This is a genomic window from Flavobacterium enshiense DK69 (assembly GCF_000498495.1).
GTDB classification, from domain to species: Bacteria; Bacteroidota; Bacteroidia; order Flavobacteriales; family Flavobacteriaceae; genus Flavobacterium; species Flavobacterium enshiense.
The window spans coordinates 1-16,443 of the sequence record NZ_AVCS01000032.1; the positions used below are offsets into that span (position 1 = coordinate 1).

General features: G+C 39.0%; 13 protein-coding genes. 2 read left to right on the forward strand and 11 right to left on the reverse strand.

Features of this window, described 5'->3' with window-relative positions; all coding sequences use genetic code 11:
- Together FEDK69T_RS14700 and FEDK69T_RS14705 are read left to right on the forward strand one after the other, a co-directional pair.
- The coding region (locus tag FEDK69T_RS14700) for a T9SS type A sorting domain-containing protein (protein WP_035656451.1) at positions 1 to 2,670 on the forward strand (2,670 nt) is incomplete at its 5' end.
- Positions 2,671 to 3,254: 584 nt separating this feature from the next.
- Positions 3,255 to 5,282: a T9SS type A sorting domain-containing protein gene (locus tag FEDK69T_RS14705; RefSeq protein ID WP_023574977.1), complete on the forward strand. Its 2,028-nt coding sequence runs from the start codon at positions 3,255 to 3,257 to the stop codon at positions 5,280 to 5,282.
- Positions 5,283 to 5,359: 77 nt separating this feature from the next.
- Here the strand turns inward: FEDK69T_RS14705 and FEDK69T_RS14710 are convergent, their stop codons facing one another.
- From FEDK69T_RS14710 to FEDK69T_RS14765, 11 genes are all read right to left on the reverse strand, one after another.
- A complete protein-coding gene (locus FEDK69T_RS14710) occupies positions 5,360 to 6,031 on the reverse strand; it encodes an FAD-binding oxidoreductase (RefSeq protein ID WP_023574978.1) in 672 nt (223 codons plus the stop codon).
- A 140-nt stretch (positions 6,032 to 6,171) separates the two neighbouring features.
- Complete coding sequence (gene rffA / locus FEDK69T_RS14715) at positions 6,172 to 7,305, reverse strand: dTDP-4-amino-4,6-dideoxygalactose transaminase (protein WP_035630907.1); 1,134 nt, start codon at positions 7,303 to 7,305, stop codon at positions 6,172 to 6,174.
- Positions 7,305 to 7,937, reverse strand: a complete 633-nt coding sequence (locus FEDK69T_RS14720) for an acetyltransferase (RefSeq protein WP_035630908.1) — start codon at positions 7,935 to 7,937, stop codon at positions 7,305 to 7,307. Before FEDK69T_RS14720 ends, rffA begins: the two co-directional genes overlap by 1 nt.
- Positions 7,930 to 8,856 (reverse strand): glycosyltransferase family 2 protein, encoded by a 927-nt coding sequence (locus FEDK69T_RS14725; RefSeq protein WP_023574981.1) that lies wholly within the window; start codon positions 8,854 to 8,856, stop codon positions 7,930 to 7,932. The genes FEDK69T_RS14720 and FEDK69T_RS14725 overlap by 8 nt, the downstream gene beginning before the upstream one ends.
- 10 nt (positions 8,857 to 8,866) lie before the next feature.
- Complete coding sequence (locus FEDK69T_RS14730; protein ID WP_023574982.1) at positions 8,867 to 9,976, reverse strand: ATP-grasp domain-containing protein; 1,110 nt, start codon at positions 9,974 to 9,976, stop codon at positions 8,867 to 8,869.
- A gap of 161 nt (positions 9,977 to 10,137) precedes the next feature.
- Positions 10,138 to 10,965 carry an alpha/beta fold hydrolase gene (locus FEDK69T_RS14735; RefSeq protein WP_023574983.1) on the reverse strand — a complete coding sequence of 276 codons (828 nt, stop codon included), beginning with the start codon at positions 10,963 to 10,965 and terminating at the stop codon, positions 10,138 to 10,140.
- A 5-nt stretch (positions 10,966 to 10,970) separates the two neighbouring features.
- The gene (locus FEDK69T_RS14740) at positions 10,971 to 11,984 is read right to left on the reverse strand and encodes an HAD family hydrolase (RefSeq protein ID WP_023574984.1); all 1,014 of its coding nucleotides are present in this window, start codon (positions 11,982 to 11,984) and stop codon (positions 10,971 to 10,973) included.
- Positions 11,985 to 12,206: 222 nt separating this feature from the next.
- Positions 12,207 to 12,599, reverse strand: a complete 393-nt coding sequence (locus FEDK69T_RS14745; protein WP_023574985.1) for a hypothetical protein — start codon at positions 12,597 to 12,599, stop codon at positions 12,207 to 12,209.
- Positions 12,600 to 12,629: 30 nt separating this feature from the next.
- Positions 12,630 to 14,324, reverse strand: a complete 1,695-nt coding sequence (locus FEDK69T_RS14750; RefSeq protein ID WP_023574986.1) for an arylsulfatase — start codon at positions 14,322 to 14,324, stop codon at positions 12,630 to 12,632.
- A 773-nt stretch (positions 14,325 to 15,097) separates the two neighbouring features.
- Entirely contained in the window at positions 15,098 to 15,388 is a 291-nt protein-coding gene (locus FEDK69T_RS14760; RefSeq protein ID WP_023574988.1) for a YciI family protein, read from the reverse strand.
- 236 nt (positions 15,389 to 15,624) lie between these two features.
- Positions 15,625 to 16,218, reverse strand: coding sequence for a dihydrofolate reductase family protein (locus tag FEDK69T_RS14765; RefSeq protein ID WP_023574989.1), 594 nt, complete (start codon positions 16,216 to 16,218; stop codon positions 15,625 to 15,627).
- Between the last annotated feature and the right edge of the window lie 225 nt (positions 16,219 to 16,443).

Sequence of the window (16,443 nt, forward strand, 5' to 3'; positions counted from 1 at the left end):
AATACTGGATCATGTACCAGCGGATCAGCAACAGGAATCGTTTATCCTGCGAAGCCATCTCCTCCTGTAGTAACGAATACTTGCAATGCAGCCTTAACGATACCGGCCTTAACGGATGTAACCGGCTTTACTCGTCAATATAGTTTTGATGGCGGAACAACATGGGGTACTAGCAATTCATCAGGAACAACGCCGGGCTGTTATACGATGAAAACAAGATATGTGCTGGCGGCAGCTTGCGGCGGAACGTTAGCAGGAGCTGAAGCTCCATGCGAAGCATCGGACGCAGGCAATGCAGTGATTTTCCCAACCGCCCCCTCAGCTCCAACAGTTAATTCAGGTTGTGGTAGTGCTATTGTAGTTACCCCTCCTAGTGCTGTAACGGGCTTTACCATTCAATATAGTTTTGATGACGGAGTGAACTGGGGTGCAAATACACCGCCAACTGCGGATAATTGTGATGGTTACAAAATAAAAACCCGTTATGTAATAACTGATGTATGCGGTGGTACCAGCGCTGGTACAGGAGGTAGTGGCAGCTGCGGAGCATCAGAGGCTACAACAAGGGTTTTAGATAAGACAGCTCCGACATTGGTAAATGCAAGCACAGCTTGTAGCAGTCTGAATCAGAGTGATCTCAACCAGTGTCTGAGTGCAGCGCAAGCTTTTGATGCCAATACATTGGCAGAATCGGTAGCGGCATTGTATCAGGACAATTGCGATACATCTGTAACAGCCACGCTGACCAATACGACTCCAGGGGCTGAAAACAGCGATTGCAGCTGGTCATTTACTTATGAGTATACGATAGTAGATAATTGCAATAACAGCGTTACTTGCCAAGTGGAGTACAGCGGCGGTGATAATGAAGCTCCGACATTGGTAGACGCAGACATAGATTGTAGTAGCCTGAATCAAAGTAATCTAAACCAGTGTCTGAGTGCAGCGGAAGCTTTTGATGCCAGTACATTGGCAGCATCAGTAGCAGCGTTGTATCAGGACAATTGCGATACATCTGTAACGGCCACGCATACCTTTACAACTCCGGGGACAGGAAACAGCAATTGCAGTTGGTCATTTACCTATGAGTTTACGATAGTAGATAATTGCCAGAATAGCGTTACTTGCAATGTGGAGTACAACGGCGGCGATAATGAAGCGCCAACCATTCCCCTCAATACCACCTTTAGCCTATCCGTGGATAAAACATCCCTTTGGCCACCAAACCATAAAATGGTTGATATAGCGATAACAACAAATGCTTCAGATAATTGTGGAATAGCCAGCGGTCGTGTAAAAGTAACGAGCAATGAACCATTTAATGCTATTGGGGATGGCAATACTGATTCGGATATTTGGATAGGAACTAATCAAAGTATCAGCGGACAATCAGTGGAAGGTACTGCAGTAATGGGCGATGATGGTAAGCTTCACATTCAACTTCGTGCCGAAAGATCTGGGGTTCAGGCATTAGTTACTCCTGATATTGGCAGAACTTATACCATTGAAGTTTTAAGTTTAACCGATGCATGTGATCATGTATTGACGTTGACAGAACCAAGACCAACAACTGCTGTCACCGTTGCTCACAACATTACGGGGCCTAATGCCGGAAAATCAATTAAATTAGGAGAAACTATTAATTTGACCGGAACATTTTGGGATAAACCAGGTAACAGGCATTCTGTGAAATGGTCTATTGATGGTACAATCGTTAATGGTGTAGTAACTGCTGAGCCAAGTGGAAATAGAGCGGGAAAAGTGTCGGGAAGTTTTAAACCGACTGCAGCAGGTGTATATAAAATACGAATGAACGTTACTGATCAAAATGGAATAACCAGTTATGCTACAACAAATGGTGATTACGAAGCCTATTTTGTAGTGTACGATCCAAAAGGTGGTTATACATATGGAGGGGGTAAATTCATTTCGCCGGAGGGGGCCTTAACAGCAAGACCCAATCTTACGGATAAAGTCGCCTTCGGATTTGCTTCCAATTATGTTAAAAACGCGACAAATCCGAAGGGTGAGACCCAAATCGATTTAAAAATCAGTGATGGCGAGTATAATTTTGGTTTTAACGCTTTAAATTATGATTATCTGGTTGTTAACGGCAATAAAGCTCAATATAAAGGTTTAGGTAAAACTATTATAAATGGGGTAGAGCAAGGCGGATTGGCATTTGTTTTAACGGTTATTGACGGGAAAAATCAAACCACTCCTACCGGATCAGATAAATTTAGGCTGAAAATTTATAATAAAAACACAGGAGTTGTTATTTATGATAATCAGCCTGGAGCCAGTGAAACTGCTGATCCGACGACTGCAATTGCTGACCCGAAAGCAGATGGTACTGATATTGTTGTGGTAAGTACCCCTTCAGGAACAGCGAAACCAGGGGATATAGATGAAATTAAACCAGTAGCAGTTTCTTTCAATGTCAAAGCTTATCCAAACCCTAGTAACAATCAGTTCACATTTGAAATTGAGAGTGAGAGCAGCGACGATATCAATATAACTGTATTAGATATTTCCGGAAGATTGATAAAAGAAATGACCAATGTCAAAGAGTCTAAAGTAACTTTTGGTGAAAGCCTTCCAAGAGGGGTTTATTTTGCAATGGTTCAACAAGGTAATAATCAAAAAACGATCCGAATAGTTAAGGAATAATGGATTTGATTATTAAAAAAACTCCGGCCAACAAGCCGGAGTTTTTTTAATATTATGTCATCAAAATGGTAATTTAACCCGTTGGCGTAATTCATTTGTATTTGTTTCACCATATAGGAACATAGTTTTTATGGATTCTTATTATAACCAATCATAAGCTATATAAAACCAAGAATTGGTCTATGGAATTTTTTTTAACTATGTTTCTATGTGGTTATTTTTATTTATTTTTTAAAATTTAAGAATTTTTAATTATTGTACCCAACGGTGAAAAATTTAAATCTGTAAAACTGCTTTAGGCAGTTTTTTTGTGCCTTTTATCGAAAACTTAATGTCTTGTTAAGATTCTTATAAGCATAATTCTAAATTAGAGTTCAAATTATCGAATTTTTATAGCAACTGGTTTAAAAGTGCTCAAATATAACAGTGGGCACTTAAGCCTTTACAAGTTTACCCCATTTATTGATTTTCGGGATCGGGCAGTAGTGTCTGTTACCATTCCCTGCAAGACGTACGTATGACTAAACCGTAACAATTTTGTTATGGGCTTAAATAGAGTTTATTGTTTAATAAATACCACAACTATGGAAACATTACTACTTAAAAAAGGGTTTTGGAGGAATTTAGTATTATTTACGGCCTTATCATTCACAACTGTAATCTTTGGTAAGACGAAGTTAGTGGATAATAATTTGCATTATTTAAGGGCTTCACCGACTATTTACTCTGATAGGGACGACTATTATTCGGGGGGTTCTAAATTAATAACGACGGCTAACGGTCTTTCATCGGGTTTGAATGTGGAGGTTATTTTTAAGGGTAATGATGATCCTACAACTACAGTTCTTACACGTACATTGGGTACTAACCCATCAGCTTGTGGAGGAAGTGTGACTTTTACTGCAACAGTTTCAAATGCTGGTCAGAGTAACAATAATCCAAAATGCGGATCAGTAACATTTTATGACGGACCAATATCTAACGGAATAACCATAGGAACGGGTGATCTGACTAATGGGCCTAATGGAAATGTTGTCGCCTTCACTACCAGTTCACTTTCACCCGGCGTTACCCATACCATTACTGCTGTTTATTCACCAAGTGGTAGTAATTGTAAATTTCTCGGATCTACCTCTTTTCCGGTATCTCATGTAGTAAATGCACCAACTGAAGCTGTATTTAGCACTCATCCTGCAGATATTACTGTTTCATGCGGAGCAATTCCTACATTAAGTTCTTTAAGTTATACTAATGGTTTAACGGGACTTTGTGGGATTAATGGATCAGTACCTTCCACACAAAGTGCACAAATTCCTTCTGGTATTTGTGGCGGCGTAATCACTGAAACATGGACTTTTACGGATGCATTTTCCAGAACTATCACGCATAGTAGAACAATTAGGGTAAATCCGCCAGAAGTTGCTTCTTTTGACCCTGTGATTGATATCACTGTGGATTGCGGTGCGGCGACTACGAGTTCTTTGGCTTATACTAACGGAAAAATGGGCGACTGTGAAATCAAAGGTTCGGTAACGTCCACTTTAAGCGTTCAGGATCCGGCTGGATACTGTGGCGGGGACATTACTGAGAGTTGGACCTATACCGATAATTGCAACCGAACCATTACGGCTTCACGCATCATCCATGTCAGACCAGCAGCGGAAGCTTCATTTGCATCCGTAAGCGATATTAATGTGGATTGCGGTGCGGCGACTAGGAGTTCCTTGGATTATACCAATGGAAGAACAGGCAACTGTGAAATCAAGGGTTCGGTAACGTCCACTTTAAGCGATCAGGATCCGGCTGGATACTGCGGTGGGGACATTACGGAGAGCTGGACTTATACCGATAGTTGCAACAGAACAATTACGGCATCCCGAACAATCCATGTTAGACCAAAAGCGGAAGCTTCTTTTGCAACTGTAAGCGATATTACTGTGGATTGCGGTGCGGCAACTACGAGTACCTTGGGTTATACCAATGGAAAAACGGGCAACTGTGAAATCAGCGGTTTGGTAACGTCCACTTTAAGCGTTCAGGATCCGGCTGGGTTCTGTGACGGTGATATTACGGAGAGTTGGACCTATACAGATAATTGCAACAGAACAATCACCAAATCCCGAACAATCCATGTTAGACCAATAGAAGTTGCTTCAGAAGATGTCCCTTGCTCTCCTGGAAGCAGCGGTGTACCAAAAGTGTATCTTTGCCATAAAACAGGTAGCGCCAAAAATCCATGTATAAATATTTGTGTGGATCAGAGCGCTGTGGCAGCGCATTTGGCTCATGGTGATTACTTAGGAGAATGTGCACCAAATTGTGAAAACCGAAATGTAATACCTGCAAAACAGGTGGACGGAGAAAATGTTGCATTATTTAATGTTAATGCCTATCCAAACCCAAGTAACAATCAGTTCACATTTGAAATTGAGAGTGAGAGCAGCGACAATATCAATATAAGCGTATTAGATATTTCCGGAAGATTGATAAAAGAATTGACCGATGTCAAAGAGTCCAAAGTAACTTTTGGTGAAAATCTTCAGAGAGGGGTTTATATTGCAATAGTTCAACAAGGTAATAATCAGAAAACGATCCGAATAGTTAAAGAGTAATTGATTTGATTATTACAAAAAACTCCGGTCAACAAGCCGGAGTTTTTTTATTTTATATAATAAATAGGAGAGATGATTTAGTTTTCAATGACGATTGCTTCCGGAGTTGCGCCCAAATCAAGTAAAATATCTGTAATGGTTTTTACAAAATCTTCCGGGCCACATACGTAGAAATTCTGACTGAAATCCAATATGTTTTCGATGAGGAAATTACGATCAATTCTTCGACCCTGAAAACCAACTATATTTTCCCTTGTGTAGAAATTTATGAAATTATTTTTCAGCATTTTTTGCAATTCGTTGGCCATTATTACGTCTTCGGAAGTTTTGTTAACGTATATCAACCGGTTTCCGTGAATCTGGTTGTTTTTATAAAGGTTTCGGAATATTGAAATAAAAGGAGTTATACCTGCACCGGCGGCAATGAAAACTCCCGGACCTTTGTAATTTATTGTTCCAAAAACATCATGGAGAATTAATTCATCACCAGCGTTTATGCGCCCTAATTCGTTTGTTACCCCCTTGCGTTCTTTGTAAATCTTGATCATGAATTCCAAATTGTTTGACTCTTTCAGATTTGTAAAAGTAAATGGACGTTTTTCGTTTTTCCATTGAGGACTATTAATGGATACTTCCGTGGCTTGGCCGGGCGTAAATGTATATCCTTCGGGCTTTTCCACCACAAAAGATTTCACATCATGTGTAATAAATTGGGCTTTTAAGACTTTTACAACATGGCTGGTTTCCATACGTTCAATTTGAGATTGTGGGACAGTTTTTTTAACATTATTAAAGTTAATGAAAAAAAGTGAGTTGTGAAATCAGAAGAGATGGGTATTTGAATGCGATAACAGACAAACAATCAAAATTTTAACAATCAAATTTCAACTTACAGTGAATCGGCGACTTTATCATGAAAAAGCAATATTGCCGAAATAACCTTCTCCACATCCAATTCGTAGAACATAGGGAGTCTTACCAATTTTTCTGAAAAGCTATCCGCATTTGGTAACAGACTTCCATCGTATTTATTAGAATAATACGGACTCGAATGCAGGCTCTGATAATGGAAAATAGCCAGTATGTTATTATCTTTCAGATAACGGATAAGGCGCGAACGATGGACCTCGGAAGGACACACCAGATAAAACATATGCGAATTATTGGACGCAAAATCAGGAATCTCCGGCAATTCAATCTCATTATTTTTTGCCCAATCTTTCAAATTTTCATAATAACAGTTCCACATCTGCAATCTTTTTTTCTGGATATCCTCCAATTTTTCAATCTGTGCCCATAAAAAAGCAGCAATTACTTCGGATGGTAAAAAAGAAGACCCTGTGTCAACCCAAGTATACTTATCGATTTCTCCTCTGAAAAATGCCGCTCTGTTGGTTCCTTTTTCCCAGATTATTTCGGCACGGGGAATAAATTTTGCATCGTTAATGGTTAACATTCCGCCTTCGCCCGCAATAATATTTTTAGTTTCGTGAAATGAAAATGCCCCCATGTGGCCAATAGAGCCTAATGCTTTTCCTTTATAATAAGAATCGATGGCTTGAGCTGCATCTTCAATGATAATTAAATTATATTTCTCGGACAGTCTCATGATTTCGTCCATATCACAAGCAACACCGGCATAATGAACCGGAACAATAGCCTTGGTCTTAGGAGTAATCAATGCTTCTAATTTCGAAACATCTATATTTGGGTGGTTTGGACTTGAATCTGCAAAAACAATTTTAGCGCCCTGCCTCACAAAGGCCAGTGCCGTAGACACAAATGTGAAACTCGGAATTATAACTTCGTCTCCTGGTTGAATGTTGGCCAAAATGGCACACATTTCAAGAGCGTCTGTACAGGAAGTAGTCAACAGTGCTTTTTTAAACCCATATTTTTGTTCAAAGAAAGCCTGGCACTTTTGTGTGAACATTCCATTGCCTGAAATTTTACCTGATTTTACAGCTTCTTCAATATATTGGGTTTCTTTCCCGGTAAGATAGGGTTTGTTGAATGGAATCATTATCTAATAAATTTGGCAGGATTTCCAACATACAATCCTGATTTTTCAATTTTTTTAATCACTACTGCACCGGCTCCCACCTGAGTTTTTTTACAAATGGTCAGATTATCGATAATGGTGGAATTTATTCCCAAAACCGATTGCTCCTCAATTTTCACAAAGCCGGCAATCGCTACCCTTGGTGAAAGAAAACAATGAGAACCAATATAACTATCATGAGAAATCGTACAATCCAGATTTACGATTGTATTACAATCAATTATCGTGCGCTGGTCGATGGTCGTATTCGGGTAAAGTACGACACCTTCACGGATTTCCGCTGTAATATCTATTTGGCAGCTGCTATGAATAATCTTTCCAAATGGGATTTTTCCTTTAAAATTTTCAAAAAACTGTTTTCTCACAGACAGATGTTTGTAACCGATACCCACAAGCAATTCATCAAACTCTTTTTCGAGATAAGCTTTTTCTATAGCATCAGTACCTCCGAGAATCTTGCAATCAAAAACATTTGGTTCCTTACAAAAATCATCAAAAAAGACCACATTTGAGTAATGATGATCTGTCAAAGCAAAATGGGCAAGTTGTTGGCCTAAATGGCCGGCTCCGATAACACCTAATGTTTTACTCATAAATTCTTTTTACAATTGCATTAGGTCTGCCTTGTACTTGTTTGAAAATCTTATAGATATAGATTCCAATGATACCCAGAAAAGTTGAAATTACTCCCAAAATAAGAACATTGATAGCTATAATGGACGTCCATCCCAATTGGACCTGATCTTGATAAATTAACTTCTGGATGACAAGATAAATGATAAATAAAAAACTGAAAAAGGAAATTGATAAACCAAAATAGAATAACCATTCCAATGGCTTTCCTGAAAAAGAAGTTATGGCCTGAAGCATTAATTTGGCTCTTCGTTTGAATGTGTAAGTACTCGCTCCATCTCTGGCTCCTTTTTTAACAGGAATCCCTTTTTGGTTGAAACCAACCCAGTACATCATCCCGCCAATGAATAAATTTGCATCCTGCAATCGAAGTAATTCTTTTACATACTGATGAGTCATTAGCCGTTCGGTTAAGATATTGTGAGGTATCTTAGTGTCGGAAAGCTTATTAATTAAAATCCAGAAAAGGCTGCCGCTGTTCCGTTCAAGAAAATCTCCCTTTCTGCTTTCCTGAAAACCATAAACCACATCCAACGATTGATTTCCTTTAATTTCATTATAGAATTCGACTAAAATTTCAGGAGATGTTTCGAGATCATTGTCGATCAAAAATATATAATCCCCATTAGCATATTGCAATCCTGCCTGAATAGCATAGTGATGGCCAAAATTTCGGGAGAGGTCAATTATTTTTATCTGCGGAATATCTTTTTTTCGTCCCAAGAGATATTCAACCGAGTCATCAGGAGAACCATCATTAACAAATAGTAATTCGAAATCATTACATTCAATTGCCGATAAAGCTTTTCCGATTTCAATCAAAAATTGCTCTAAAAAAACCTTTGATTTGTATAAGGTGGATACTACTGAAATTTTCATTGATAATATTTTAAAGCAATTCTTGTCTCTTAATCGATTGGTAAATCAAGTACCCAGAGCGGTCATTACTGTTGCTAATATATTTTAAATTTTTATTCTGGATTTTTTTTTCAACGTCAAACTCGTTATTTGTTTCGAAATAAGATAACAGGGGAGCAGTTTCCTTGCACAAAAAATAAACCCCGGAAGAATTTTTTTGACGTAAAACAGGGACTGAAAAATTTCCCAGGGCAATTTCAATAACTCCCTGTATAAAATCATATCCTGTGGAAAGTTCCACAAGGTCAGAACCTATAAAATCTCCTCCCATCCGGGCACCAACCTCTATAATATAAACTTCTCCGTTTTCATCGATTTTAATTTCTGTATGCCCGGCTCCATATTCCACATTTAGCGACGTTAAAGCTTTAAGGGTCTCGGTTATTATTTTTTCCTGAATTTCCGAGGACAACAAACTTGGCTGATGATGTGCCAATTCGACAAAGTGAGGTGCTCCGGTTGTCACTTTATCAGTGATTGCCAAAATATAATGTTCCCCTTTCCAACTGATACTTTCAACACTAACTTCCCTTCCTTCGATAAAATTTTCAATAATGGCCCTGTTTGAAATTGATTCTTCAAGAGCTACAGCAATAGCTTCTGATAACTCATTTTGAGAATTCACTTTTTTTACGCCTCTGCTCCCGGAACGATCTATAGGCTTTACGATAACCGGGAAATCAAAATTCAACTGGTTATTTTCAGGTTTATCAGTTACCCGAAAGTTTGGAATTGCACAACCGGATTGAAAAAAAACATTTCTCATTCGCCATTTGTCAGTTGTGTTCAATGCAGTTTCATAACTGTTTCCTGTCAGATTCAATCTTTCAGCCACATGACTGATAGAGGGCATGGCCATATCTGTCGCAATAGTGGTGATCCCATCAATTTGTATTTTCTCGCATTCAAGTAAAATTGCTTCTTTGTCCAAAATAGAAATCGGATAAAAAAAATCAGCAACTTCTCTGCAAACGGCACCTTCATCCCACGCAAAACAATGAGTTTCAATACCCATTGCTTTGGCTTTTTTCACCAAGGGCAACTGCAGGTAACTGGCTCCGATTATTGCAAGTTTTTTCATGTATCTGAAAACAGTTAAATAATTTGCTTTAACTTTTCAAATATAGTTTTTCCTTAATAGAAGTGAAAGTAAAAAATTATGTAAAAGTTAAGGAGGGGGGTATCTTCGGAGATGCAATTAAAACTTTTATTTTGAAGTTTTTTCTTTTTTGCCCGTTAATATTAAAGTTTTGGTTCTTCTTCAAAGAATTTTTCAATCAAGGGAACGATGAATTCATTCTCTTTAAAGTTTGGATTTAATGTTGTGATTTCTCCGATATAGGCGCCATGCCCACCCGGGATAATTGCCAGTTTGCAATCAGGAATTAGTTTCGACATAGCAACAATATGTTCGGAAGTTGCCACATCCTGGTCGCCATTAACGAGCAAAACGGGAAGTTTAATTGATTTTATCTGGTCATCTGAAAATTCTTTGAAGTTTATCACCCTTTCGGCGCATTTTTCATACATATTCATAAGCTTTGTACTGTCGGGATTGACCATTAAAAAAGCGTCTTTGTATTGTTGCGGCATTTGCTCAAATGTTCCGTTTTTCATAAACTCCCAAAACTGCGGAAATGCACCATTTTTTTTTAGTAAAGGAGAAGCTGCCACTATTTTATGGCAAAGTTCCGGATGTCTTATCGCCATTTGTAATGCGGTGTTTGCGCCATTACTAAAACCAAAAAGGTCAGCCTTGTGAATGTGAAGGTTTTTAAGGAGTGCGGCAACATCATCGGCGTCCTGCTCAAATGAAATGGGAGTATTTCGGTCACTCGTCCGTCCATGCGCCTGAAGTTCAACGCAAATCAGCTGGTGCTCTTTGGAGAAAAGAGGTATTACTCTTCCAAAAGTGGTCTGAATGGTAGAACCACCGCCATGAATAAGAACTAGGGGTTTTCCCTGTCCATAAATTTCATAATACATTGCCATTCCATTTACTTGGGAGTAACCGCTTGTCATGACCGGGTTTTCAGTTGTTGAAATTGTCATGTTATTCTGTTTTATCATTCGTATCACTTTACAAATATAGTCTTCCAGTCTTTCTTCATATCAACCATAACCCATCCATATTTTCCGGCATCATCTAAGCCTTTCGACAACTGACCAATATGCGATTCACGGTCATAAGCCCATTCTCTGTCAGCGTCGGTGTGATGCACAATCAGTCCAAAGCGTGGATAGCCTGTTGCTGTTGTAGTCCATTGGAGCATCTGATAATCGCCATCGGAGTTTCCTGCAGCAAAGACCGGTCGCTTGCCTATATACTGATGAATGCCCACAGGTTTTCCTTCTTTGTCGTCAATGAAATTTAATTCGGGAAGCTTTACAAGTTTCGGTTGACCATCTTTACTAACTTCATACTTTACTTTCCCTGAACTGCCCACGACCATGTAAGGCGGAATACCGTATGCTTTTTCTACCCACACACGCATGAAATCAACTCCGCCACCGGAAACGATGAACGTTTTGTAATCATTTGCTCTCAGGTATTTCAGCAATTCCACCATCGGGAGATAAATCATTTCGTTGTAACGTTTTCCGGTTTTCGGATGTTTAGCAGAACGCATCCAATCTTCTACAGTTTTTGAAAATTCGTCTGTGGTCATTCCGGCATGGGTGGTCATCATAATTTTGAGCAGGTCATGCTCACCGCCTGCCAAAGCCGTCTTAATATCTCCCTCTAAAATTGCTTTGAAAGGTTGCTGGTTTTTCCATTCGGGATGTTCAGGAGCCATTGCCCGGATACGATCAATGGCAAAAGCGAACTGGAAATATAGTGGTTGCTCACCCCAAAGAGTTCCGTCATTATCAAAAGTGGCGATACGTTCGGCCGCAGGAATAAAGTCGGCGCTTCCTTCAGTAGTGGTTTTCTTGACAAAATTAACAATGGCTTGTTTTGTCGGTCCGTCATTCCATGAGGGAAGCGTGTCCTTATTTTTTTGCTGAGTTGTTCCCTCTGAGTCTGGCAGTTTTATCCATGCGACAAGCAATAGTGCCGCTACACATAAGAAAGTTTGTATTTTCATAATATGTAACTTTTTATTTTCATTTTGGAAATACAAGTGTCAGAACTGCTCGCGCTCATATTGCCGGTTTTGATTGCCACACGAGGAATTCGAGAGCTCATTTTCATTTTTTCATCCACCGGCAATATCGTGCTGCGAAATATGCCAATTTGCATGGTTCCTTTCATAGGAATACTTTTTCGATGTATCTATTTGATGGCCAATTCGTTATTGGAATATGAATTAATAACTTTTGTTTTTCTCTTTATAGCGTGTTTTTACTTCTTCCTTCACTTCTCTCTTTTTTGTTGTGTATGTTTGGAATTGTTCAGGCGTTAAAATCTTTTTCAGTTCTTCTTCTTTTGCAGTTTCATTGCTTTTTATTTTTTTCATTTTTTCGTTTCTAGGCCCTGACATATTTTTCAGTTCCTCATTTAAGCGTGCATATTTTAAATTAAGCTCCTGTACCAACGGAATTTGTTCGGCTGTGAGGTTCAGGTTGTCTTTCATCCAGGTTGTAAGTTTTTCAGCACGCTGCTCCGGAGTAGATTGTGCTTTAGCGTTTTTAGATTGTGCATTAACGTTTACTACTGTAAGTAACATAACGGACAGTACTGCGATGATGATTTTTTTCATAATGTTGAGTTTTTAATATTGATATTCATTTTATTTTTTCTTCTTTTTATTAGTCGGCTCTACTTTTTTTTCCTGTCTTAGCATAGGGAAACTCAATTCAAGTGCCTGCTTAGCTTTGATTGCTTTTAACTCACCTTCAATAATATTTGCAGGATTAAAGCTGGGTGGAAAAGAGCGCGGAGGGAATTCCTTAAAGGATGCGGCAAAATCGCTTACATATCCCATGCCTAGGTACATCTGTGGAGCATGGTTTAGGGTCCAGTCCCAATATGTGTTGGATGTGAAATCAGCACGCTCAAAAGGATCCTGCATCAGGTTGGTGAATTTCACCAGGCGCAATTTTGTGAAAGGTTCGCCCCACACACCCATGGTTCCCGCGAGACGTTGTTCGGCAAACGTCATCTTCCACTCATTTACACGCATGGCCACCAGTTCTGCGTCATCATCGGTATAGAAAAAGACATTGCGTGCACTTTTCACTCCATTATTCCGGCCTATTGTTCCATTCACAGTTGTGAGAAACTTCGACTGGTCGAAGCCATCAAGGTGTACTTTATAATTTTTACCATTTGCTTTATAACCTTTCAGGCATTTACTAACAATGTCGGATTCCCCGGCAATAGCGCATAGTGTGGGTAGCCAGTCGTTGTGACTCATTATTTCATTTGTAACAGTGCCAGGGGCAATATGACCAGGCCAGCGTACCAGGCAGGGAACTCGAAATGCGCCTTCCCAGTTCGTATTTTTTTCACTGCGGAACCAAGTCATGGCACCGTCAGGCCAGCTATTCATGTGAGGGCCATTGTCTGTTGAATATACAACAATGGTGTTGTTGGCAATACCCAGCTCATCCAGTGCTTTCAGTATTTCACCAACTGTAATATCGTGTTCTATCATTCCATCTATATACTCGCTGTCTCCATACTGGTATTTACCCCTGTGCTCAGCGCGAACATGTGTGCGGAAGTGCATACGTGTTGAATTGAACCAGCAGAAGAATGGTTTGCCTGCAGCATTCATGCGTTTGATAAAATCAATGGCAGCAGCCGATGTTTCATCATCAATGGTTTCCATGCGTTTTTTGGTAAGCGGACCGGTATCTTCTATAGTCTGTTTTCCCACCTTGCCCCAACGGGGATCGTCAGTAGCATCATCAGTGTTGGTCGCTTTACATTTTAAAACACCGCGCGGTCCCCATTTTTCCCTAAATGCAGGGTCTTTTGGGTAGTCAGGCAATTCAGGTTCTTCCTCAGCATTGAGGTGGTAGAGATTGCCGAAGAATTCATCAAAGCCATTTACGGTAGGCAGGTTTTCATTGCGGTCACCAACATGGTTTTTTCCAAACTGTCCTGTAGTGTAACCAAGACTTTTGAGGAATCCGCCAATGGAGGGATCTAACTGATTCATACCCATGGGAGCACCAGGATAACCTACCTTGGTAAGTCCTGTACGGATACCATGCTGCCCTGTAAGAAAGGCTGCCCGTCCGGCAGTACAACTTTGCTCGCCGTAGTATTGAAGGAAACGCATACCTTCATCAGCAATGCGATCAATGTTGGGTGTTGTGTAACCCATCAGCCCATCACTGTATGCGCTGATGTTGGTTGTTCCTATGTCATCGCCCCAGATGACAAGGATGTTGGGTTTTTTATCTTGCGCTTGGGTAATGCAGTAAGCAAATAAACTAATACAGAGGGCAACATAAATTTTGGCAACATTTTTCATAAGACTTTATTTTAGTTGATACTATAAACATTGAATCCGGTGAACGTTTGCAGCCAAAGACAATCTGTGATCAGTCCGCTTCGAAAAGGAAAACAGATGAACCTGACTGCATCAATAAATTTTTTTTGACATACTTATTTTTTAGTATTAGCTATAAATGTATGAATTTGTTTAAGTTTTAGCTTTCTTTTAAAGATTAAATCCATGAAAATCAGACGATTAACATTGTTTTGTTGAAAAAAAGTGCCATGACAAGGGAAAATACTGTTTCTGTAACAGTTGTCACTGTTATTTAGAAATAGTTCTTTTAGGTGTATGTAAATGAGTTGTTTGTGAAATTTACAGGTTATGACGGAGTAATAAAAAATTTTTCAACTGTTTATTTTCTGTCAAATATGTTACGATAATAGTCAACTTTAAAATCGTAAACCGGCCTTGCGGATTTTTGGTATTTTTCCTTGTTTTTCAAATACAGTTTTGATTTTGAAAGCCCTATGTTATTAGAAGTACCGGAAGGGGAGTAGAGTCTGGTTAGTTTAATTGGTTGCCCAAAAAAATGTCTGTCGATAATTACTTCACCCTTTTTTTGATGTCATCTGTGATTTTAAGTCCTAAGATATAGACATAGAAAATTCGGAATGCATTGTTTTTGCCGAATCTACTTGTAAAGAAAATTTTCGTGATTTTAGATTTCTTACTATCATCGATAATTTTTTGATTCAGTCCGAAAGGCAAGTCTTTTACTCGGTTTAAAATAACCGAAGTGATCAATTCTATTTAAATATTGCTCTCATTGTATAGAATTCGTATTTATTCAATCCATTAGCAGGGTCGTTCTCAATGATCTTTTTTAAATGTTCTTCGTTGTCAACAGATACAACACCAACACCATAGCCACCATTGGGGTCAGATACAGGTCCAAAAACAATAGCTGTCCCATCGTCAAGAAGAGATGTCCAATAGGCAACATGATTTTGCATCACAGCTTTTTCTTCTGTAGTCATGTCAATCATAAATGTAGGTCGGGGCGGATTTAATTTGAGAAAAAACTGTTGCTTTGCCATGGTGTCCGTTTTATTTATAGGTTACTGTAAATCTTCATTAATTCTATGTCAAGTATTCTCGTTAACGTTTGTTCTATTTTGTAGAGTGGACTTTATTTTTTGTTAGTTATGTCTCTAAACCAAATTTACTAATAAAAGGGGTTTAATTTATTCTTAAAAACCCCATTTGTATGAAACTGCCGTCCGTTTTTTTGCATCTCTGCCAATGAAGGCCTGCTGTTTAATGTTTGCAATCTTTAAGCTTCAACCGTACCCGTTTTAACTTCTCCAGCTCGCTTGAAACTGGCAATAATAACTCCACGTGACGTGATAATACTCTCTGTTAATGTAAATGCTGCAGGAATTGTTCCATCATTAAAAAGTTTTTTTCCCTTACCTAAAGTTAGAGGATGAATTTTGAGTCTGAGTTCGTCTACAAGGTCATTTTTAAGTAGTAGCTGAACGAGCTCACTGCTGCCCCAGACTTGAATGTTTGAGCCTTTTGAATTTTTGAGTTTTTTAATGTCTTCTACGCTTTCGATGAAAACTGAGTTTTTCCAATCTGACTTTTTCATGGTCTTTGATAGGACGTATTTTGTACCATCATTAATGCCTGGCCAAAAGTCTGAGTGTTTAGGCCAGTAGTCGGCCCAAATCTCAAATGTTTTTCTGCCTAAAAGATAATCTGCAGGTTTTAGTTCATTTTGCACCACGTTACCATAAACTTCATCTCCATATGGTGCAGTCCAACCGCCATATTCGAAACCTCCCGATATATCTTCTTCAGGTCCGCCAGGAGCTTGCATTACCCCATCTAATGTAATCATTGATAAGACGATTATTTTTCTCATTGTTATTTGGTTTTAAGTTGCGCTCATCTTAATGGGTTTCGGTTTTCCTGTTTTCAATCATTGCTTGCAGATATTTTCTAGTTTGCAGTGTAAGCAAGCATGATGGGTAACTTCCTGCCGGTTTCATGAAGTTATGTATCTTGTTACTGATGTATACAAATATAACTAAATGTTGGATAGAGATCTGATTGTCAATTACACAATGCACCAGCTCATTTCTTAAAA